Source organism: Nitratireductor sp. WH36-1 (genome assembly GCF_058725515.1).
This window is the reverse complement of record NZ_JBZXDP010000002.1, coordinates 18,464-38,040: the sequence shown is the minus strand read 5'-3', so window position 1 is coordinate 38,040 and position 19,577 is coordinate 18,464. Positions and strand designations below refer to the sequence as shown.

Below are 19,577 nucleotides of genomic sequence, written 5' to 3'. Positions count from 1 at the left end.
CAGGACCACGACATGTTCTCCAACACCTTCCCGGACCAGTCCGCCATTTCGCAGATGGTCGCCCGCATGCTTCTGGAGATCGAGGCGGTGCATTTTCGCGCCGAACAGCCGTTCACGTTCACGTCTGGTCTTGCAAGTCCGGTCTATCTCGACTGCCGCAAGCTGATTTCCTATCCGCGCGTTCGCGCCGCAATCATGGATTTCGCGGCCTCGATCATCTTCCGCAATGTCGGCTTCGAGCAGTTCGACGCGATAGCGGGCGGCGAGACGGCCGGCATTCCCTTTGCCGCGTGGCTCTCCGAGCGGATGGGCCTTCCCATGCAGTATGTGCGCAAGAAGCCGAAAGGCTTTGGCCGCGATGCGCAGATCGAGGGCGCATTGAGCGAAGGCGCGCGTGTTCTTCTGGTCGAGGATCTGACCACCGACGGCGGCAGCAAGATCAAGTTTGCCGAAGCGGTCGCGCGCACCGGCGCACGGGTCACCGACACATTCGCCGTTTTCTACTACGACATCTTCCCAGACACGCCGAAGCGGCTTGAAGCCGCCGGCATGCGGTTGCATCATCTCGCCACGTGGTGGGATGTGCTCGCCGTCTGCAAGGAAGAAAACCGTTTTTCGCCGGAAACGATCGCTGAGGTCGAGAGCTTCCTGAATGCGCCGACCGTATGGTCGGCGAACCACGGCGGCATTTCAGAACTGCCGCAGTAAATGCCAAAGGACTTGGATCATGTTTGATACGTTTTTGAAGGATCTGAACGAGCAGGGCGGAAGCGTTCGTGCCTATGAAGGCTGCGCGGTCAAGGCTCATCAGCGGATCACCAGCGAGCCGGAAAATGCGGCCGCCCTCCTGCTGATCGCCTATGCCGCCCAGCGCTTCGTCGAGGCCTATGACGACCAGCCGCTCACCATGACGGCTGCCGACGAGGAGCTTGAGCTGTTCTCCGAAATCGTGAACACGCTCGATGCAGCCTATAAGGACGGCTCTGACGATGAGAAGTTCGCAGCGCTGAACAAGGCCTCCGCGCGGCTTGCCGCGACGATCAAGAGCTAAGCGCACAGTCGTTCAAGTCCATGAATGCGATCCGCTCGCCGGTCCTCTCCGGCGAGTGTTTTCGTTGTGGGCGCCTGTAAAAGGCCCGAAAGCCTTCTCGCTCCCGGTGCGCGCTCACATGCGGCCTCGCCGATCCCCTGTGATCGCGTACCCAACCATGGGCGAATAGACATTTCCTTTCCATGGCGCATGCGCTAGCTTCGCGCCGGAATTCGGATGGGAGCCGGTTTTGCATTTGTATTTAAGGTTCTGCGCCGGGCTGGACCGGCTGGCGACGGCATTTTGCGTGCTTGCCTGCCTGGCCCTGACGGCAAGCGTGCTTGCCATCGTCGTGATGCGCTATGGTTTTGGCATTGGTTTCATCGAACTGCAGGACTTCGCTTCCTACGCCTTCGCCGTGCTTCTGATCTTCTCCGTGCCGGTTTGCCTGCGCCGGGGCGGCCATGTGCGCGTCGAGGTGCTTTCCGAGAACCTTTCACCCGCCTATGCGCGCATTGCAGATGCAGTGGCGGTGTTTCTGTTTCTCGTTCCGGTGTTCGGCCTCATCATCTGGGCCGACTGGGCGGATCTCGCCTATTCTTGGTCAATCCGCGAGGCGTCCGTGGAAACCGGCGGTCTGCCCGGCCTCTTCATCGTGAAGACGGCGCTGCCCCTGGGCGCTGCCATGATGATTCTGCAGGGCATCGCCATGGTGCTTGAGCCGCGCGCCGACCACACTGCCGACGGCGAGCCAAGCCTATGACCCTTTCGGAACTGTTTCTATGCCTGATGCTGGTCGGGCTCTTCGCCGGTATTCTGAGCGGCATTCCCGCCATGCTGGCCATTGCCGGCGTGCCCTTCGTCGTGGCGGTCATCGCCAGCTTCTTTGGCGCGTTCGACCTGTCTTTCCTGGATTTCTTCCCCAGCCGTGTCTGGGGTGTGATGAGCAACACGCTTCTGATGGCCGTGCCGCTTTTCATTCTGATGGGCGTGGTGCTGGAGCGTTCGCAGCTCGCCGAACGCATGCTTGAGGTCCTGCGCGACATGCTCGGCGCATCGCCCCGCGGGCTTGCCCTTTCCGTGCTGCTTTTCAGCGCGCTGATCGCAGCTTCCACGGGCATTGTCGGCGCAACCGTGGTCATGCTCGGGCTTGTCAGCCTTCCCGCCATGCTTCAGGCCGGCGTTTCGCCGCGCGTGTCGAGCGGCATCATCTGCGCCAGCGGCACGCTCGGCCAGATCATCCCGCCCTCGATCCTGCTGGTTCTGCTCGGCGACCAGATCGGCAACACCTATCTGGAAGCGCAGCAGAAGGCGGGCAATTTCGCGCCTGACGCCGTGTCCGTCGGTGATCTCTTCGCCGGTGCGCTGGTGCCAGGCCTGCTGCTTGTCGGGCTTTACGGGCTCTACATTCTCTTCACGCTGCGCGGCGCGCAGAAAGCCGTTGCAAAGGATGAGCGCAAGCCGGTTCCGCTGAACCGCATTCTCGGCACCTTCCTGCCGCCGCTGCTTCTGATCGTTGCCGTTCTGGGCTCCATTCTCGGCGGTGTCGCCACCACCACGGAGGCAGCCGGGCTGGGGGCGATTGGCACGATCCTTCTTGCCGCCTTCACGCGCGGTGAAATCGGGCCGGCGGGGCGTCTGCTCATCATTGCCGCGGTTATCGCCGGCGGCGTGCTCGTCGTGCTGCGCGCAACCGGCCTTCTGCCGCCAGCAACCCTTGGCGCGCCAGCCGGTCTGCTCGGTCTTCTGGCCAGCGCGTTGATCGGCTTTGGCGTTTTCTTTGCCGGCTGGCGGCTTTTCAGAACCGATGTTCTCGTGCCCGCCGTCATCGATACGCTGCGCATCTCCGGCATGGTGTTCGGCATCGTCATCGCTGCCTCCATGCTGTCGCTTGTGTTCCGCGGGTTCGGCGGTGACGAGCTGGTGGCCGGATTTCTGGAGCAGGTTCCGGGCGGCAAATGGGGCGCACTCGCCCTCGTCATGGTGGTCGTGTTCTTCCTTGGCTTCATTCTGGAAGCCGTGGAGATCATCTACATTGTCGTGCCGCTTTTGGGAGCGCCCATTCTGGCCACGGATTTCTCTCCGGTCTGGTTTGCGGTCCTGCTTGCAATGAACCTGCAGACCTCGTTCCTGACGCCGCCCTTTGGCTTCGCGCTCTTCTATTATCGTTCCGTTGCGCCGCGCAGCATCACGACCATGGAGATCTACCGCTCGGTAATCCCGTTCGTGGCCATTCAGTTGATCGCTCTGGCGCTTCTCATCACGTTCCCGGCTGTGGTTACATGGCTGCCGGACATGCTCTTCAGATAGTCGTTGTTCAGGAGGAAACCCCGACATGAAACGCAGAACATTTCTCACAGCAGGCGCGGGCGCAACGGCCGCAGCACTCGCCACGCCAGCCATTGCGCAGGGCAAGATCGAGTGGAACCTGCCCACCAGCTTCCCCAAGAACGCACCGGGCGTTGGCACCAATGTCACCAACTTCGCCGAGAAGGTCGCCGCCATGTCCGATGGCCGGCTGAGCTTCAAGGTTTTCGGCGGCGGCGAGCTCGTTCCGCCCTTCGGCGTCGAGGATGCCGTACAGCAGGGCAAGGCACCCGTCGGCCATAACCCGCCCTACTATGCAGCCGGCAAAAACCCGGCCCTGCACTGGTTCACCGCCGTGCCGTTCGGCATGACGGCTGCCGAGCATTACGCATGGCTGCGCTATGGCGGCGGTCAGGAGATCTGGGACGACATCTACGCCCAGCGCAATCTGAAGCCGCTCTATTCCGGCAATTCCAACACGCAGAGCGCCGGCTGGTTCAAGTCCGAGATCAATTCGCTGGACGACCTCAAGGGCCTCAACATGCGCATTGCCGGCCTCGGCGGCGAGATGTATCGCAAGCTTGGCGTCAACGCGGTTCTGATGCCCCCGCCGGAAATCTTCCAGGCGCTTCAGTCCGGTGCGCTCGATGCGGCCGAGTGGGTCGGTCCGTTCCTCGATCAGGCTTTCGGCCTGCAGAAGATCACCAAGAACTGCTACCTGCCGGCTTACAACGAGCCGAGTGCAGCGCTTGCCATCGTCTTCAACAAGGATGCCTGGGCCGAGCTTTCACCCGATCTGCAGGCAATCTGCGAGGCTGCGGCCCTTGCCGCCAGCCAGGAGGCGCTTGCCCAGTTCGATTATCACAATGCGCGCGCCATGGCGTCGCTGGAGGCCGATGGCGTCATCTTCCGCGATGTGCCGGACGATGTGGCCGAAGGCCTCAAGGGCGCATGGGAAGAAGTGCGCGAAGAGCTGACGGCGCAAAGCGAAGACGTTGCCCGCGTGCGCGAGAGCTATGACGGCTTCCTGGCCGAGAGCGTGAAATACGCCAACGCCATGAACATGCCGCTTCTCCAGCGTCGCTGATAATCCGGGCACGTTAAAAGACGCGCCGCGCTTCCCCGGGAACCATCCCATGGGAGGCGCGGCGTTTTTCGTTCAGACCAGGAGGGGCGTGACGGTCTCTATCGCGTTCTGGCGCAATGTCTGCGAAGGCAGTTCGCCGAAGAGGGCGGCATAATCGCGGGCAAAGCGCCCGCCATCATAAAAGCCGAGTTCGTGCGAAATCCGCGTCACGTTGTTTGTAAAGGCATCGGCAAAGAGAAGCATGCGCCGCGCCTCGTGCAACCGGCGGCGGCGGAGCAGGGCGTGGACGGTGCAGTCGAATTTCGCCCGTACCGCGCGCTCCAGCGTGCGTTCGTGAATGCCGGCCATCCTGCAAAGTCCGGCAACCGTCAGGCGCGGTTCGTCGGAGGCTTCAAGAAAATCATACATGCGGGCAATGGCCGAATTTCCGCGCCGGTCCGGCCGGGCCTGTTCCTGCCGGCAGGCGTCGAGAACGAGCGGCTTGATCGCACCGACCAAATCGGCACGCAGCATGTCGCCGAACGCTCTGTCTGGTTCTCCTTCGCCCGTGTGCAGCGCATCAAGACAGACCCGCCGCAGGGCGCCGGCCTGCCGGTCCGTCAGGTGAATGGGGCGACCGTTCTTGCAGGCGTCGAAATGATCCCAGAGATCGGCGAATTCCGGCGCATAGCGTTCATCCGTACCAATCAGGATGACGATCTGGTCGTGGCCGGCAGCCGTGGTGCTGTCCAGCTCTCGATAGAAGCTGTGGTGAAGGTTGTGTTTGCACAGCGTTCGCCCCCAGAAGGCCGACTTGTCGCACAGACCCGCAAGCGGCAGGGCGAGCGCAAGAGCGTCGGGCGGTGTCGTGCCGCGCAGCCGCATGTCCGTATGGTACTGATCCCGGTAGATGGCGATGCCGTCGAGCTTCAGAAACGCGATGTCGCAGCCGAACGGGCCGGCCTCCAGCGGCTCGACGGTCAGGTTCCACGGGCGGATTGCCGCCTCGTAGAGGCTGGGTTCCTCCGTGGAGAAAAAGCCGGTTCCTGCGCGCTCGCTCACAAAGTTTTCCTCCCCGAAAACTTGTCGGAAATTACGTAGCAGGCTGGCTAAGTTTCGAAATACTCAAACGCCATGGCTGAACGGTTTCCGCGCCCCGTGCCCGTGAGTGGTTTTGCACAAGACCTCTCATGGTAGCGCCGAGCGCGGTCTGCGTACAGGCATTTGGACTGCGGCAACCGCCAGCGGTTCCTGTTTGGGGAGAAGAAGCATGCAAAAGACATCCGCAAAGCCGGTCGTGCGCCGGCTTGAAACGACACATCTCAAACCACATCGAAACAAGACATTGTCTCTGCTTGCCGGCGCTGCCTGTGCGCTCTTTCTGGCGCAGGCGGGCGATGTTCGACTGGTATCCGATGCGATGGCGGACGAGGCCGAAGTCGAGCGCCTGATGGCGGGCTATGAGGCTTTCAAGCCCAATCTCGCGCCCATTGTGCTCGATCGCGGCGACAATCTCGCCTTCACGGAAGCCTCGGACACGATCCATCCCGAACAGACCGCGTTTGCCCGGCAGATGCAGCGCGGCATCTATATGCCGGTCAAGGACAAGGTCTATGTGGCCGTTGGCTACGGCATCACCAGCACCACGATGGTGGTTGGCGATGACGGCGTCATCATCATCGATCCGGGCGAGAATGACGATTTCGGCGCGCTGGTCATGGAGGAGTTCCGCAGCTTAACCGACAAACCCATCAAGGCCATCGTCTACACGCACCGTCATCCCGATCACCCGTTCGGCTCCAAGGGTCTCGGCGTGACCGAAGAGGACGTGAAGTCTGGCAAGGTGAAGATCTACGCCCATGACAGCTTCATGGAATATCTGGTCAATGACGCAAGCGTGGTCGGTCCGATCCTGTCGATCCGCACCGCGCTCGCCAGCACGCTGCTCGATGTCGGCCCGGAAGGCCGTGTGCATCAGGCGCTTGGGCCCACATTCGATTCCGGCCCGGTGTCACTTTTACAGCCGACGGACACGTTTGACGAAATGCTGGACGTGACAATCGCCGGTGTGCGGATGGTCATGTTCCACGCCTATGGCGATGCCGAGGATGAAATCGGCGTCTGGTTCCCGGAGATGAAGCACCTGCACGGATCGGAAACGATCCAGGGCGAGTCCTTCCCCAATATCTACACGCTGCGCGGCACCAAGTTCCGCGATCCGGTGGAGTGGTATACGGGCGTCGACCGGCTGCTCGAGTATGCGCGTGAGGCAGACAGCTATTCCGGCTCCCACATGCGTCCGTGGGTCGGCAACGAGTTCATTGTCGAGCGCATCACCAATTATCGCGACGCGATCCAGTATGTGCACGACCAGACCGTACGGCTCATGAACATGGGCTACACGCGGGAGGAACTGGCAGACACGATCCGCCTGCCGGAGCATCTGGCCAACGATCCGTGGCTTGGAGAGTATTACGGCACTGTCGCACACAGCACGCGCAACATCTATGGCGGCTATCTCGGCTGGTATCAGGCAGATCCGACCGAACTCGCCACGCCGGGCTTCGAAAAGAAGGCCGCGCTTTATGTCGAGGCACTCGGCGGCCGGGACGCGATCATGGAGAAGGCCCGCAAGGCGCTCGATGAAGGCGAATATGGCTGGTCGATGGAGCTTCTCACCCACGCCGTCCGCGTTGATGGCGAGGACATGGAAGCCCGTGCAATGAAAGCCGAGGCGATGCGTGAATGGGCCTATCAGCAGCCCAATATCTACTGGCGCGGCCTTGCGCTTGGCGGTGCTCTGGAGCTGGAAGACAAGCTCGACTATTCGCGCATCTGGAACTTCGCCGCTCCCGACATCATCAAGGCGCTTTCGCCCGACGCCATCATCGAGTCCGTTCGGGTGCGGCTCGATCCCGAAAAGGCGGCAGACGCGCACATGACCATCGGGTTCCGGTTCACGGATATCCAGGACGACAGCGCGCTTGAAATCCGCAGGGGCGTGGCGGTCTTCCATCCTAAAAGCCCGGAGAAAACCGACGCCACCATCGTCGCGACCAAGGCGCTTCTGGATGACATTCTTCTGGAGCAGACCACGCTTGCCGATGCACTGGCCGAAGGCTCGCTGACCATTGAGGGCGACGAGAAGGCCATCGAGCGCTTCTTCGGCTATCTCGACCCGCCGAGCGCCGATCCGATCAAGCTCGTCGTACGCTGATTCAGACTGATCGACGCCATGCAGCCGCAGACCGCTAATCCGGTCTGCGGCTGTTTTCGTTTGGGCGTGCTGTTTGTCGCCTGAACCTTATCCACGGTCAAAACACGCAAAAGCCGATGCTTTCCAGTCACTTGCCGGCCCTCTTCTTTGCCGGCTTGACGCCGCCGCCAATAGTCTCTACCAAATAACTGTTCTAAATAAAGAACTAGTTCAGCATACTGAACTAGCGGAGGCCGAGGAGGAGGTAGCCAGGTGAGTGGTCGCGGCGCTGAGCGCATTTTGCTTTTGTTGGAATGGATGGCCCGTCAGGAAGGCGCGGTCTCGTTCTCCGACGCCGTCGCTGCACTGGAGCTTCCCAAGAGCAGCGCGCTCGGCCTTTTGCGCATGCTGGTCGATCTTGGCTATGCCGCCCGCGAGGATGACGGCCGCTATCGTCTTTGCCGTCTTCCCGGCGAGCCGGATGACGCGCATCAGGCATGGGGCACACTTGCGCGCCTCACCGATGCGGTTCTGCACACGGCAGTGCGCGAGGCGGGCGAATCCGGCTTTCTCGCCGTGCTCGATGAAGACGACCGCGTTCGTTACATCTCCAAGCTCATGCCCGAGCGCGAGATCAGATATGACCGCGACATCACCGTGTCGCGCAGGGCGCATCAGGTCACGAGCGGCATCGTGCTTCTGGCCGGCCTTTCCGCCGACCGGCTTGCCGCGTATGCGACGCGTGCGGCTGAAGAAGCCGGCAATCCGGATCTACGCGAAGCCATTCTCTCAAAGGTGGAGGACGCGCGCGCGGCCGGCCATGCCGTCAATCTGCGTGGCGTGGTCGAGGGTGCTGCGGGCGTTGCGGCTCCCGTTCTTGATGCAGACGGATGTGTGCGCGCCGCACTCAACATTGCCGGCCCCGCCGACCGCATGGCCGCAAACATCGATCAGGTCATTGCCGTGACCTGCGAAAGCGCAGCGCAGGCCACCGCCGCGCTGACCGCCTTTCGCCACAGGCTGCCGGCCCGGTAGCCACCCGATCCGCACGCAATGCGGTTCCAACATCACTCAACCAGACGATCATCAGGAGGAAACGACGTGAAACATATGCTTAAATCCATGGGTATGGCTGCCGCCGTGCTCGCTGCAGCACAGGCCGCTCCGGCCAGCGCGCAGGAATTCCCCGAGCGCGGAATCGAGTTCGTCGCCGGTTATGGTCCGGGCGGCGGTCACGACACCATGCTGCGCTCCATGGCCAAGATCATGCAGGAAGAGGGCATCATCGAGACGCCGATCAACGTGATCAACAAGCCGGGCGGCAGCTCCGCCGTGGCCATGGGCTACCTGAACTCGCGCGCCGGTGACGGTCACTACCTCATGTCGGTGACCTCCTCGCACATCACCACGCCGCTCACCTCCAACATCGGCCTCGACTTTTCCGATTTCACGCCGATTGCGCGTCTGGGCATCGACCCCGAGCTGCTCGTCGTCAACGCGGCTGGTCCCTACAAGTCAATCGACGATCTGCTCAAGGCCGACAAGGTTCTGAACGTTGGCGGCACGGCCACGGGAAGCATCGAGCACATCGTCGCCATCCAGTTCCAGAAGCAGACCGGCAAGAAGGTCAACTTCGTGCCGTTCCAGGGCGATGGCGATGTGGTTGCAGCACTGCTGAGCAACCAGCTCGACTTCATCGTCACCAATCCGGGCACGGCCCGCGACTTCATCGAGGCAGGCAAGTTCAACGCGCTGGCCATCAGCACGGAAGAGCGCATCGACGCGCTTCCCGATGTTCCGACCTTCAAGGAGCAGGACATCGACATCACGCTCAGCCTCTATCGCGGCGTCACCGCTCCGGCTGACATCAGCGATGAAGCAAAGGCCTATCTCATCGAGAAGATGACCGAGCTGAACGACAGCGCTGCCTGGAAGTCCGGCTATCTCGACCCGAACTCCGTGGTTGAGGGTTTCATCACCGGTGATGAATTCGAGGCCTATCTCGAAGAGACCCAGGGCGTCTATCGCGAGACGCTCACCGAGCTCGGCATCATTAAATAAGTGACTGGAGAGGGCTCATGAAACTGTCGGAAATCGTCCTGCTTGCGGGTCTCGCCGTCTTTTCGGGAGTCCTCCTCATAAGCAGTCTGGATATGCCTTACGGCTCGGAGCAGAGCTTCGGGCCGGGGTATATCCCGCTCAACATCGCACTTGTCGTTCTGGGTCTGATTGGCATCCTCGCCGTCAAGGCTTTCATGGCCGGGCGCAAGCCCGGTGCGGACGGCAGCGCCGTCATCGAAGATCTCTCTTCGGCGCTCCCGGTGGCCGCCGTTATCGTTCTTCTGGCGGGCGCGATCTACGCCATGAGCTGGGGCAGCATTCTTGCGCCGCTTGGCGTGCTGATGATCATCCTGTCGTGGCGCTTCAACGGGCATGGCTTCGTAAAGTCCTGTCTGGTCAGCGCCGCCATTCTGGCCGTCATCTACACGATCTTCAGCCTCTGGCTGAAAATCCCGCTTCAATAGTCTTCCTGAAAGTCGCTCTCCAATGGACGCACTCACTCAACTCGCGGGCGGTTTTTCGGAAGTTCTGACCGTCTACAACATTCTGCTGATTTTCCTTGCCGGCATGATCGGCACGGTGGTCGGCGCGCTGCCGGGGCTGGGGCCGTCGGCAGGCATCGCGCTCATGCTGCCGCTGACCTTCGGCATGCCGCACGCTTCGGGCCTGTGCCTGCTCACCGGCGTCTACATGGGCACCATGTATGGCGGCCGCATCACCTCGATCCTCATCAACACGCCGGGCGACGCACCCGCCATCATCACCGCCATGGAAGGCTATCCGATGATGCTGCGCGGGCAGGGCGGTCTGGCGCTCGGCCTGTCGGCGTTCTCGTCCTTCATCGGCGGTTTCTTCGGCCTGGCCGTTCTGATCTTCTTCGCGCCGGTGGTCTCGTCCTACGCGATCTATCTGGGCGCACCGGAATATTTCCTGCTCATGCTGCTGGGGCTCAGTACGATCATTCTGCTGGCCGGCGACAACATGGTGAAAGCCCTGCTGATGGCCTGTGTCGGCGTTCTGGTCTCCACCTTCGGCAGTGACTACATTTCCGGCCATATCCGCTTCGCCTTCACGCCGGAGCTGATCGAGGGCATCGACTTCGTCGCCATCATCATCGGCCTCTACGGCCTTGGCGAAGTCTTCTACAATCTCGAAAAGCGCGTGCGCATCGATCTCGGCAAGCCGAGCTTCAACATCCGCGAATACATCCCGCCGGCATCCGCCATCAAGGAGAGCGGCGGCGCAACCGTGCGCGGCTCGATCCTCGGCACCGTCATCGGCATCCTGCCGGGCGCCGGCGCAACTGTCGCGACCTTCCTCGAATATGCCCTGGAGCGGCGCATTTCGCGCAAGCCGGAAGAGTTCGGCAAGGGCGCAATTGCAGGTCTCGCCGGACCGGAAGCCTCCAACAATGCTTCGGTTCCCGGTTCGCTGATCCCGCTTATCACGCTCGGCATTCCCGGCTCCGGCGGCACGGCCATCATGCTTGGCGCGCTCATCATGTTCGGCATGCAGCCCGGCCCGCTTCTCATGATCAAGTCTGGAGACGTGGTCTGGGCGATGATCGCAGGTCTTGTGCTGGCGAACATCTTCCTGCTCTTCTCGAATGTGCTGTTGATTCCCGTCTTCGTGAATCTTCTGCGTTCCGTGCAGGGGCATCTGGCGAGCGTCGTCATAGCCCTTTGTGTCGTGGGTGCGTTCTCGCTTGCCTACAGCACGTTCAACATATGGGTCGCGCTGGTGTTCGGCGTGCTCGGATATCTGATGAAAAAGGCGGATTATCCCACCGGCCCGTTCATTCTGGCGGTTGTCCTTGCTCCGCTCGCGGAAAACTATTTCCGCCAGTCGATCATGCTGGGGCAAGGTGACTGGGCGATCTTCATCGACCGGCCCATCTCGCTCGGAATCATCATTGCCATGGTCGTCCTTGGCGGACTGGGCATGGCGACGAAACGCTTCATGAAGCGCCGCGAACCTGCGGCGCGCGCCTGAGACTACAAGAAGGAAGACTATGGCCGACCGTGCCTGGAAACCCGTCGATTTCACGCCCGATGCAAAAGGTCCACTGAGCGGGATCGTTGTGCTTGACCTGTCGCGTCTCGTGGCGGGCAACATGACCTCGCTTCAGATGGCCGATTTCGGGGCCGAGGTCATCAAGGTGGAACCGCTTCCCGCAGGCGATCCCCTGCGGGCGTGGAAGCAGGGCGGCCATGCCACTTTCTGGAAGGTCTATGGCCGCAACAAGAAGAGCATCGCGCTTGATTTTCGCAAGGAAGGCGCGCTGGATCTTCTGCGCCGGCTCATCGCCCGCGCCGATGTGATGATCGAGAGCTTCCGGCCGGGCACGCTGGAAAAGATGGGGCTCGGGCCGGATGTGCTCAAGCGCGAGTTCCCGGGACTGGTTCTGCTCAGGGTTTCCGGTTTTGGCCAGAGCGGCCCCTACAGCCCGCGTCCCGGTTTCGGAACGCTGGTCGAGGGCATGTCCGGCTTTGCACACCGCAATGGCGAGGAAGGGGGCGATCCGCTGCTGCCGCCGCTGGCGCTCGCAGACATGATTTCCGGCCTCTACGGGGCCAATGCCGTGATGATGGCGCTGCGCGCGCGTGACCGCGACGGGCATGGCCAGGTGATCGACCTGTCGCTGCTTGATGCGATGGTTTCCGTGCTTGGGCCGGAGCCGCTCGACTACCAGATCACCGGCAAGCCCAAACAGCGTGTCGGCAATGGGTCCAACACGTCGAGCCCGCGCAATGTCTACAAGACGAGCGACGGGCACTTCATCGCCATTTCCGCGTCCATTCAAAAAACCGCCGAGCGCCTGTTCCGCAGCATCGGGCGCGAAGACATGATCACCGACCCGCGCTACGCCACCAACGAGCAGCGGGTTTCGCGCCGGCATGAGGTCGACGCAATTGTCGGTGGGTGGATCGGGGCGCGCAGCCGCGCCGAGGTTCTGGAGATTTTCGAGAAAGACGGCATCACCGCCGCGCCGCTTTACGACGTGGCGGACATCTGCGCCGACCGTCATTTCATCGAACGCGGCATCTATGTCGCTGCACCGGATGAAGAGCACGGAAGCGTGCCCATGCATGCGCCCACGCCGCGCCTTTCCGAAACGCCGGGCACCCTGCGCGGTCCGGCCCCTGCGCTGGGCGCACACTCGCGCGAAATCCTGCGCGCGGCCGCGTTCTCCGATGCCGAAGTAGATGGCTTCGTCACCGCCGGCGTCATCAACGACGGAGCAGATGCATGAGGCAGACAGCAAACCAGCCACGCTGGCGCTCGCTTCTCTATGTGCCGGGCAACAATGAGCGTTTCATCGGCAAGGCCCAGACCCGTGGAGCCGATGCGGTTGTGCTCGATCTGGAAGACAGCGTCCCCGATCACGAAAAGGCCGCCGCCCGCACGATGACAGCGGCGGCGCTGCCGACCCTCGCCGCGGGGCCATCGGATCTTCTGGTGCGCATCAATGGCGGCCTGCGGCTTGCCGTGCCGGATCTTGAAGCCGTGGTTCAGCCCGGTCTGCGCGGCATCTTCGTGCCCAAATGCGAAGCTGCGGAAAAACTGCGTCTCATCTCCGAGATGCTGTTCGATCTTGAGGCCGAGCGCGGCCTGCCGGCCGATGAAATCGCTCTAGTGGCGATGATCGAGACCCCGCGCGGCCTTGAAAACGTGCATGACATTGCGCGGGCCGATCCACGCCTTTGCGGCATGATCCTCGGCAGTGAGGATTTCGCCACAGCCACCGGCATGCAGCCGACGCCAGAGGCGCTGCTCGCGCCGCGCCAGCAGATCGTCTTTGCCGCGCATGCAGCCGGCATCGCGCCTCTGGGGCTTCTGGACAGTGTCGCCAATTATGGTGATGCGGAGCATCTTTCGGCAGTGGCTCGCCGGGCGCGGGCCTTCGGCTTTCGCGGCGCAACCTGCGTGCATCCGGCAGCCGTCGCGCCTCTCAACGCGGCATTCCTGCCATCGGAAGAGGAAACAGATTGGGCAAAGCGCGTCATCGCAGCGATGGAAGAGGCCCACGCACAGGGCAGGGGAGCCGCCACGCTCGACGGGCGCATGATCGACAAGCCGATGCTGGATCGCGCACGCGACATTCTCGCGTCTCGGCCCGGGAATTGAGCCAGTTGCGGCGTCCTGCATGGATGCCGCATTCGCCGCAGTGACACGGCGACGGAAATGTGTCACGACGCTTCCATGAAGTTCATGCGCGACATGTTGAAGGATCGTCTTGCGGCGGGTCTCATGGCCGGCCTCCTGGCCTATTTCCTTCTCATGCAGGGCTTTGCAGCGGCCTTTGCGCAGGGAAACATGGCGGGTGCTGCCGGCATTCCCGGCTTCGTCATCTGTAATCCGAGCGGCATCGGGCCGGAAACGGGCAATGGCCCTGCACCCGCCCGAAGCCCGCACGATTGCTGCACAACCCTCTGCCAGGCCGGCTGTGCGGTTTCACCCGCATTGCCCGGCGATCATGCCGGGCTTGACTGCGCCTTACGCGCGCCGCTTGCAGCGGCAACACTGCCCGAGCCTCCGGTCTTCCACCCCGTCACGCTCGGTTTTCTGGCCGACGCGCGCGGCCCTCCATCCCACTCCATCTGACGCAACAAACCCTTTTCACGGCCGCGCATTCATGCGCCCGTATCTGCGCTTATGGAGACAAGACATGCGCTTTTTCACCCGCACTTTCACGGCAGCAATGCTGTTCATCGCCGCTCCCGCATTCGCCGGCGACTACACGCTTGGCAATCTTGACATCGACCAGCCATGGACCCGCGCCACGCCGCCCGGCGCAAAGGCTGCCGGCGGCTTTGTCACCATCGCAAATGGCGGTGAGGAAGACGACCGGCTGGTCAGCGCGGAGGCCGCCTTTGCAGGCCGCGTGGAGCTGCACACGATGGACATGACCAACGGCGTCATGAAGATGCGTCATCTGCCCGAAGGCATTCCGGTTCCGGCTGGCGAGACGGTCAATCTCGCGCCCGGCGGTCTGCATGTCATGTTCATGGAGCTCAAGGAGCCCATCACCGAAGGCGCGCCCGTTCCGGTGACGCTGACCTTCGAGAAGGCCGGCACGATCGAAGTTGAAATGTTGGTCGCGAAGCCCGGCGCACCGGCTCCGAACATGCACAAAAACATGCACGGCAACGGCAAGAGCTGATGTCCCGTCGTTCGTTATCGATCCTGGCCGGCGCGGTTTTCGCGCTGGTCCTTGCCATCGTCGCAATGGTGACGATGAACATCTCTCCCACCGGCCGGTCCGGTGGAGGGATGGGCACAGCCGATATCGGCGGCCCCTTCACGCTGACCGCAGAGGATGGAACCACCGTCACCGACGCCGATTTTCTCGGCAAACCGACGGCAATCTTCTTCGGCTTCACCTTCTGCCCGGATGTGTGTCCGACCACGCTCTATGAATTATCGGGCCTCATCGATGATCTCGGTGCGGATGCGGACAGGCTCAACTTCGCCTTCGTATCCGTTGACTGGGAGCGCGACGGGCCGGAGCAGCTGGCGCTCTACACGTCCAGTTTCGATGATCGCATTCAGGGACTGGCAGGCACCGAAGAGCAGATCGAAGCCATCACCAAGGCCTATCGCGTCTATTACCGCAAAGTGCCCACGGATGATGGCGACTACACCATCGATCACACGGCTTCGGTCTATCTGATGAATGGGGAGGGTGGTTTCGTCGGCACGCTGTCTTACGGCGAGGCGCACGATTCCATGCTGGAGAAGCTCAGGCGGCTGGCTGCCAAGGGTTGACGGGAGGAAATCATGACACATGTCGATACGCCGGCGCTTGAGGAAGCTCCGGCGCGTACTGTCGTGGACAGAACGCTTTCACGCAAATTCTACATGGCAGCGTGGCGCTGGCACTTTTATGCCGGCCTCTATGTCGCGCCGTTTCTGGCGATGCTCGCGGTGACCGGCCTGATCATGCTCTGGGTCAGCGCACTCGACGGGCGTGACGGCGAAAAGATCACGGTCACGCCGCAGGGCGAAGAGACGTCAATTCTTGAGCAGGCTTCGGCGGCGCAGACGGCGCTGCATGAGGGGCATGTGGTCGAATATATCGCTCCGACCGCGCCAGACCGTGCTGCCGTGTTCCGCGTAGACAGCGGTGGCGAGGCAAAGCTGGTCGCCGTCGACCCTTACACCGCGGAGGTGCTGGACATCTGGAGCCGCCAGGCCGGCTGGTATGACTTCGCCTCGGACATTCACGGCACGCTGCTGATCGGCGATCTGGGCGACCGGTTGATCGAGATCGCGGCCGGTTTCGGCATCGTGCTCATCATCACCGGCGCGTATCTGTGGTGGCCGCGTGACGGGCAGGGCGCAGGACGCGCCTTCCGGCCCGACCTCAATGCGCGCGGCCGCTCCTTCTGGAAGAGCCTGCACAAGACCACCGGGTTATATGCTGCAGCGCTTCTCCTCGCCTTCCTCCTGAGCGGCCTTTCATGGGCCGGCATCTGGGGCGAGAAGTTCGTGCAGGCATGGAGCACGTTTCCGGCGGAGAAGTGGGACAATGTGCCCCTGTCTGACCAGACGCATGCATCCCTGAACCACGGTGCGACCAAGGATGTGCCCTGGGCGCTGGAGCAGACGCCGCTCCCTGCCTCTGGTTCCGATGCTGGTGTGGCCGGCGTGCCGGGTGCGTCTCCCTACAATCTGGACCAGATCGTCGCCTTCGGGCGGAGCCTTGGCTATGTGGGCCGGTTCCGCGTCGCCACGCCGCGCGGCGACACTGGCGTGTGGACGCTCGCGCAGGATTCCATGAGCAATGATTCCACCGATCCGACCTCCGACCGAACGGTGCATGTCGACCAGTATACGGGCAATGTTCTGGCCGATGTTCGTTTTGCCGACTATTCACCTGGCGGCAAGGCGATGGCGGTTGGCATCGCCTTTCACGAAGGCGACATGGGCATCTGGAATCTGGCGCTGAACACGGCGTTCTGTCTGGCGGTCCTCTTCCTGTCGGCCAGCGGCATTGTCATGTGGTGGATGCGCCGTCCACCGCACGCGCTGCGTCTGGCCGCACCGCCCATGCCGGCAGACATGCCGCCGTGGAAGGGCGCGGTGGCGCTGATGCTTCTGGTGGCGCTTCTCTTCCCATTGGTGGGCGTCACCCTGCTGGTTCTGCTCGCTCTGGACGTGCTTGTGATCCAGCGCATTAAGCCGCTTGCACGCCTTCTTGGCTAAGGGCCTGCTTGAAAGTGGTATCGCCGGGCGGCGCTTTCCGATTGAGCGTCGCCCGCTCTCGTCCTATGATCGCCGCGAATGGAGAGTGCGATGCATAGCGAAAAGCCCCCGAGAGTTTCGTCTCTGATCAACAAGGTTCTGGCCAACGCGCCACAGCCGAACGATATCCGCCTTCTGGCGCAGCGTCTGCATGACCACGCGCTTGAGCCGCGTTCGACGCCGGAGGAGACGCAGGCGCTCGTGACGGATCTGGGTTACAAGAACATCGCGGCCTTTTGCGAGGCCGCCGGCCTTCCGAGCCATCTCGCAGACCGTTGGGAGCGCTTTGGCATTTCCGGCGAAATGCGGCAGGTGCTTCTGCTTCTCGCGGCCCAGCGCCGCGCCATGCTCGAGGCCGTGCGCGAGTTCGAGACCATCACGCATGTGGGTCTCGATGACTTCATGCGCGAGCGCGGTCTGATCTGACGCGGTCTGATCTGACCGGGTGAGGGGCCGCTCAGAGCCCCTCTTCGTCTGCTTTTTCCAGCAACATCCGCGCTGTGGCGGCATCCGTAACGAGTGCCGCTGCGGACACTGTGCGCAGCGCCGCCAGAATGGCCGTGACCTTCTGCTCGCCACCGGCTGCCAGAATCACGTGCGGAATGCGCGCCACCACGTCGAGATCAATGGCCATGATGCGCTGGTTCACCTCATGGTCGACCAGCTGGCCTGCCGCATTCACAAAATAGCAGAGAATGTTGGCCACCGCGCCCTTGTCGCGCAGTGGATCGATCAGCTTCTTCGGAACGATGCCATGGCGGAAGATCGTCGCGTCGGGTGAAACCGCGCCAACCGTCAAAAGCGCGATGTCCGCCTTGGCGGCGCGCTCGCGCACATCGCGCAGTGAGGGTTGCTCCCAGAGGCGCTCACGCAGTTCGGGGTCGTCCACCACCACCGGCGCGCTGATCTGATAGCTGTCCACCTTCAACCGTTCCGCCACCTTGGTGGCCACGATGGACGGATTGATCCATTGCGAATGCGGAAGGCTGCCCACAAGCCCGATGACGGTCGAGCCGGAAAGATCGCGCTGCGCCATGAAGCTCAGGCTGGAATGCAGTGTCGCGCCGCCGCCGATCGCCAGTGTCATGCCGGGTTGCATCTGCTCTTCGAGATAGCGCGCCACCGCATGTCCGATCGAGCGTTCCAGATTGTCGGCTTCCTGCGGCGCGGGCACCACGATGGCGCTTTTCAGGCCCCAGCGCTTTTCCAGCTGCCGCTCCAGCGCCACCTGTTCGGCCGTGTCGGCATTGATGGTGGTCACCACCATGTGGTTCTCGGCGCTGGCGGCCAGCGCGCGCATCACCTTCATGCGGCTGACATTAAGCAGGCTGGCTATCTTCTCCTGCGTCAGGCCCTCCACATGGTAGAGCCAGGCCATTTTCACATTGATGTCTGCGGAAGACAGCGTCGGCTCATCAGCCGGCTTCTTTTTCCTTTTGCGCGCCACGGCGGTGATTCCCTCTCTCATCGCGTCAAGGTTTTAGCACAATGTTCGGCACGTCGCGGCGGCGTTGCCGGGCGAAAGGCGCGAAATTTTATTGCGTTCTTTTGTTATTGACGACAAACATATGTTCATATTCAATGATGAGGCGCTTTTGTTACAAGCCTGTCATATTGCGCATGCAGGGGAGGAGCTCCGGCGTTAAATGTCCGGAGAAGCAAACAGAGGAGTAACCCCATGGTACGCCAGTCCACCATTCGCTCGGTTGCGTTTGCAGCCGCATTGCTCACGTCCACCGCGGCTTTTGCCGAGAACCTGGTGCTCTACACGTCGCAGCCCGACGCTGACGCCGCCGAGACCGTTGACGCCTTCAAGGCGGCCAACCCGGGCATCGAGGTAGAGATCTTCCGTTCCGGCACCAGCGACCTGATGACCAAGCTTGCAGCCGAGTTCGCTGCCGGTAGCCCGCAGCCCGACGTTCTCCTCATCGCTGACGCCGTGAGCATGGAAATTCTCAAGAAGGACGGCCACCTGATGGCTTATCCCGAAGCCAATGTGGAAGGCTTCGAGGAAGCGGCCTACGACGCCGACAAGACCTATTTCGGCTCCAAGCTCATCACCACCGGCATCGCCTACAACACGGCCGCTGCCGAAAAGCCGGAGCATTGGTCCGACCTGACGGGCGAAGCCTACAAGGACCTCACCATCATGCCGAGCCCGCTTTATTCGGGTGCAGCAGCCTATCTTCTGTCCGCTTTCGCAAACCGTGACGACCTCGGCTGGGACTATTTCGAGAAGCTGAAGGAAAACGGCCACGTTGCCGTGCGCGGCAATGGCGCTGTTCTGAAGTCCGTCGCAAGCGGTGAGAAGGCCTATGGCATGCTCGTCGACTTCATGGCCATGAACGCCAAGAAAGACGGCTCGCCCATCGAGTTCGTGTTCCCCGAGGAAGGCGTCACCGCCGTCACCGAGCCGGTCGCCATCATGTCGACCGCGAAGAACACTGACGCAGCCAAGAAGTTCGTCGACTTCATTCTCTCCGACGACGGCCAGAAGCTGGCTCTTACGCAGGGCTACCTGCCGGCCAAGCCTTCGGTCGGTTCCCCGGACTGGCTGCCGGAAGGCACCGAGATCAGCATCATGAAAGTTGATGTGAAGAAGGTTGTCGACGAGATCGCCGGCAACAAGGAGAAATTCTCCTCCATGTTCGGCGGCTAAGGACACATCT

At 62.1% G+C, this 19,577-nt stretch carries 20 protein-coding genes; 18 read left to right on the top strand and 2 right to left on the bottom strand.

Annotated features, from left to right (window positions below; genetic code table 11):
* Positions 1–12: 12 nt before the first annotated feature.
* The 5 genes from AC4PTT_RS19345 (at position 13) to AC4PTT_RS19325 (ending at position 4,424) form a co-directional block, all read left to right on the top strand.
* On the top strand, positions 13–708 hold the full coding sequence (locus tag AC4PTT_RS19345; RefSeq protein WP_492162775.1) for an orotate phosphoribosyltransferase: 696 nt from the start codon (positions 13–15) through the stop codon (positions 706–708).
* A 19-nt stretch (positions 709–727) separates the two neighbouring features.
* The gene (locus AC4PTT_RS19340; RefSeq protein ID WP_113156944.1) at positions 728–1,051 is read left to right on the top strand and encodes a hypothetical protein; all 324 of its coding nucleotides are present in this window, start codon (positions 728–730) and stop codon (positions 1,049–1,051) included.
* 229 nt (positions 1,052–1,280) lie between these two features.
* Positions 1,281–1,793: a TRAP transporter small permease subunit gene (locus tag AC4PTT_RS19335; RefSeq protein WP_224873329.1), complete on the top strand. Its 513-nt coding sequence runs from the start codon at positions 1,281–1,283 to the stop codon at positions 1,791–1,793.
* Positions 1,790–3,340 carry a TRAP transporter large permease gene (locus AC4PTT_RS19330; RefSeq protein ID WP_283800747.1) on the top strand — a complete coding sequence of 517 codons (1,551 nt, stop codon included), beginning with the start codon at positions 1,790–1,792 and terminating at the stop codon, positions 3,338–3,340. Before AC4PTT_RS19335 ends, AC4PTT_RS19330 begins: the two co-directional genes overlap by 4 nt.
* Positions 3,341–3,365: 25 nt before the next feature.
* Positions 3,366–4,424, top strand: a complete 1,059-nt coding sequence (locus tag AC4PTT_RS19325) for a TRAP transporter substrate-binding protein (protein ID WP_113156946.1) — start codon at positions 3,366–3,368, stop codon at positions 4,422–4,424.
* A gap of 72 nt (positions 4,425–4,496) precedes the next feature.
* On the opposite strand, the gene AC4PTT_RS19320 is transcribed toward AC4PTT_RS19325, so the two are convergent.
* A complete protein-coding gene (locus AC4PTT_RS19320) occupies positions 4,497–5,465 on the bottom strand; it encodes an AraC family transcriptional regulator (RefSeq protein WP_283800748.1) in 969 nt (322 codons plus the stop codon).
* 208 nt (positions 5,466–5,673) lie between these two features.
* On the opposite strand from AC4PTT_RS19320, the gene AC4PTT_RS19315 reads away from it, so the two are divergent.
* The 12 genes from AC4PTT_RS19315 to AC4PTT_RS19260 all read left to right on the top strand — a co-directional run bounded on the left by AC4PTT_RS19315 (position 5,674) and on the right by AC4PTT_RS19260 (position 17,334).
* Positions 5,674–7,620, top strand: a complete 1,947-nt coding sequence (locus AC4PTT_RS19315; protein ID WP_283800749.1) for an alkyl/aryl-sulfatase — start codon at positions 5,674–5,676, stop codon at positions 7,618–7,620.
* Between the two features lie 252 nt (positions 7,621–7,872).
* Positions 7,873–8,634 carry an IclR family transcriptional regulator gene (locus tag AC4PTT_RS19310; protein WP_162742442.1) on the top strand — a complete coding sequence of 254 codons (762 nt, stop codon included), beginning with the start codon at positions 7,873–7,875 and terminating at the stop codon, positions 8,632–8,634.
* Between the two features lie 75 nt (positions 8,635–8,709).
* Positions 8,710–9,660: a tripartite tricarboxylate transporter substrate binding protein gene (locus AC4PTT_RS19305; RefSeq protein ID WP_492162925.1), complete on the top strand. Its 951-nt coding sequence runs from the start codon at positions 8,710–8,712 to the stop codon at positions 9,658–9,660.
* Between the two features lie 17 nt (positions 9,661–9,677).
* A complete protein-coding gene (locus AC4PTT_RS19300; protein ID WP_283800751.1) occupies positions 9,678–10,124 on the top strand; it encodes a tripartite tricarboxylate transporter TctB family protein in 447 nt (148 codons plus the stop codon).
* Between the two features lie 22 nt (positions 10,125–10,146).
* Positions 10,147–11,652, top strand: a complete 1,506-nt coding sequence (locus tag AC4PTT_RS19295; RefSeq protein WP_113156952.1) for a tripartite tricarboxylate transporter permease — start codon at positions 10,147–10,149, stop codon at positions 11,650–11,652.
* Positions 11,653–11,671: 19 nt separating this feature from the next.
* The gene (locus AC4PTT_RS19290) at positions 11,672–12,913 is read left to right on the top strand and encodes a CaiB/BaiF CoA transferase family protein (protein WP_206553140.1); all 1,242 of its coding nucleotides are present in this window, start codon (positions 11,672–11,674) and stop codon (positions 12,911–12,913) included.
* Positions 12,910–13,788, top strand: coding sequence for an HpcH/HpaI aldolase/citrate lyase family protein (locus AC4PTT_RS19285; RefSeq protein ID WP_492162774.1), 879 nt, complete (start codon positions 12,910–12,912; stop codon positions 13,786–13,788). Before AC4PTT_RS19290 ends, AC4PTT_RS19285 begins: the two co-directional genes overlap by 4 nt.
* Positions 13,789–13,863: 75 nt before the next feature.
* Positions 13,864–14,265, top strand: coding sequence for a hypothetical protein (locus AC4PTT_RS19280; RefSeq protein WP_206548644.1), 402 nt, complete (start codon positions 13,864–13,866; stop codon positions 14,263–14,265).
* Positions 14,266–14,329: 64 nt separating this feature from the next.
* Positions 14,330–14,824: a copper chaperone PCu(A)C gene (locus AC4PTT_RS19275; protein WP_492162773.1), complete on the top strand. Its 495-nt coding sequence runs from the start codon at positions 14,330–14,332 to the stop codon at positions 14,822–14,824.
* The gene (locus AC4PTT_RS19270) at positions 14,824–15,429 is read left to right on the top strand and encodes an SCO family protein (protein WP_206548645.1); all 606 of its coding nucleotides are present in this window, start codon (positions 14,824–14,826) and stop codon (positions 15,427–15,429) included. Before AC4PTT_RS19275 ends, AC4PTT_RS19270 begins: the two co-directional genes overlap by 1 nt.
* 12 nt (positions 15,430–15,441) lie before the next feature.
* Positions 15,442–16,869, top strand: coding sequence for a PepSY-associated TM helix domain-containing protein (locus tag AC4PTT_RS19265; protein WP_492162772.1), 1,428 nt, complete (start codon positions 15,442–15,444; stop codon positions 16,867–16,869).
* 90 nt (positions 16,870–16,959) lie between these two features.
* On the top strand, positions 16,960–17,334 hold the full coding sequence (locus AC4PTT_RS19260) for a hypothetical protein (RefSeq protein ID WP_113156959.1): 375 nt from the start codon (positions 16,960–16,962) through the stop codon (positions 17,332–17,334).
* Between the two features lie 31 nt (positions 17,335–17,365).
* Here the strand turns inward: AC4PTT_RS19260 and AC4PTT_RS19255 are convergent, their stop codons facing one another.
* The gene (locus AC4PTT_RS19255) at positions 17,366–18,376 is read right to left on the bottom strand and encodes a sugar-binding transcriptional regulator (RefSeq protein WP_206544822.1); all 1,011 of its coding nucleotides are present in this window, start codon (positions 18,374–18,376) and stop codon (positions 17,366–17,368) included.
* 210 nt (positions 18,377–18,586) lie between these two features.
* On the opposite strand from AC4PTT_RS19255, the gene AC4PTT_RS19250 reads away from it, so the two are divergent.
* A complete protein-coding gene (locus tag AC4PTT_RS19250; RefSeq protein WP_113156961.1) occupies positions 18,587–19,567 on the top strand; it encodes an ABC transporter substrate-binding protein in 981 nt (326 codons plus the stop codon).
* Positions 19,568–19,577: the final 10 nt, after the last annotated feature.

What these genes read in the sequence shown, in the direction of transcription:
- AC4PTT_RS19340 (WP_113156944.1), top strand. Translation starts at nt 728, where the DNA reads ATGTTTGATACGTTTTTGAAGGATCTGAACGAGCAGGGCGGAAGCGTT.
- AC4PTT_RS19285 (WP_492162774.1), top strand. Translation starts at nt 12,910, where the DNA reads ATGAGGCAGACAGCAAACCAGCCACGCTGGCGCTCGCTTCTCTATGTG.
- AC4PTT_RS19280 (WP_206548644.1), top strand. Translation starts at nt 13,864, where the DNA reads ATGAAGTTCATGCGCGACATGTTGAAGGATCGTCTTGCGGCGGGTCTC.
- AC4PTT_RS19300 (WP_283800751.1), top strand. Translation starts at nt 9,678, where the DNA reads ATGAAACTGTCGGAAATCGTCCTGCTTGCGGGTCTCGCCGTCTTTTCG.
- AC4PTT_RS19275 (WP_492162773.1), top strand. Translation starts at nt 14,330, where the DNA reads ATGCGCTTTTTCACCCGCACTTTCACGGCAGCAATGCTGTTCATCGCC.
- AC4PTT_RS19345 (WP_492162775.1), top strand. Translation starts at nt 13, where the DNA reads ATGTTCTCCAACACCTTCCCGGACCAGTCCGCCATTTCGCAGATGGTC.
- AC4PTT_RS19295 (WP_113156952.1), top strand. Translation starts at nt 10,147, where the DNA reads ATGGACGCACTCACTCAACTCGCGGGCGGTTTTTCGGAAGTTCTGACC.
- AC4PTT_RS19255 (WP_206544822.1), bottom strand. Translation starts at nt 18,376, where the DNA reads ATGAGAGAGGGAATCACCGCCGTGGCGCGCAAAAGGAAAAAGAAGCCG.
- AC4PTT_RS19290 (WP_206553140.1), top strand. Translation starts at nt 11,672, where the DNA reads ATGGCCGACCGTGCCTGGAAACCCGTCGATTTCACGCCCGATGCAAAA.
- AC4PTT_RS19265 (WP_492162772.1), top strand. Translation starts at nt 15,442, where the DNA reads ATGACACATGTCGATACGCCGGCGCTTGAGGAAGCTCCGGCGCGTACT.
- AC4PTT_RS19250 (WP_113156961.1), top strand. Translation starts at nt 18,587, where the DNA reads ATGGTACGCCAGTCCACCATTCGCTCGGTTGCGTTTGCAGCCGCATTG.
- AC4PTT_RS19315 (WP_283800749.1), top strand. Translation starts at nt 5,674, where the DNA reads ATGCAAAAGACATCCGCAAAGCCGGTCGTGCGCCGGCTTGAAACGACA.
- AC4PTT_RS19270 (WP_206548645.1), top strand. Translation starts at nt 14,824, where the DNA reads ATGTCCCGTCGTTCGTTATCGATCCTGGCCGGCGCGGTTTTCGCGCTG.
- AC4PTT_RS19305 (WP_492162925.1), top strand. Translation starts at nt 8,710, where the DNA reads ATGCTTAAATCCATGGGTATGGCTGCCGCCGTGCTCGCTGCAGCACAG.
- AC4PTT_RS19260 (WP_113156959.1), top strand. Translation starts at nt 16,960, where the DNA reads ATGCATAGCGAAAAGCCCCCGAGAGTTTCGTCTCTGATCAACAAGGTT.
- AC4PTT_RS19330 (WP_283800747.1), top strand. Translation starts at nt 1,790, where the DNA reads ATGACCCTTTCGGAACTGTTTCTATGCCTGATGCTGGTCGGGCTCTTC.
- AC4PTT_RS19325 (WP_113156946.1), top strand. Translation starts at nt 3,366, where the DNA reads ATGAAACGCAGAACATTTCTCACAGCAGGCGCGGGCGCAACGGCCGCA.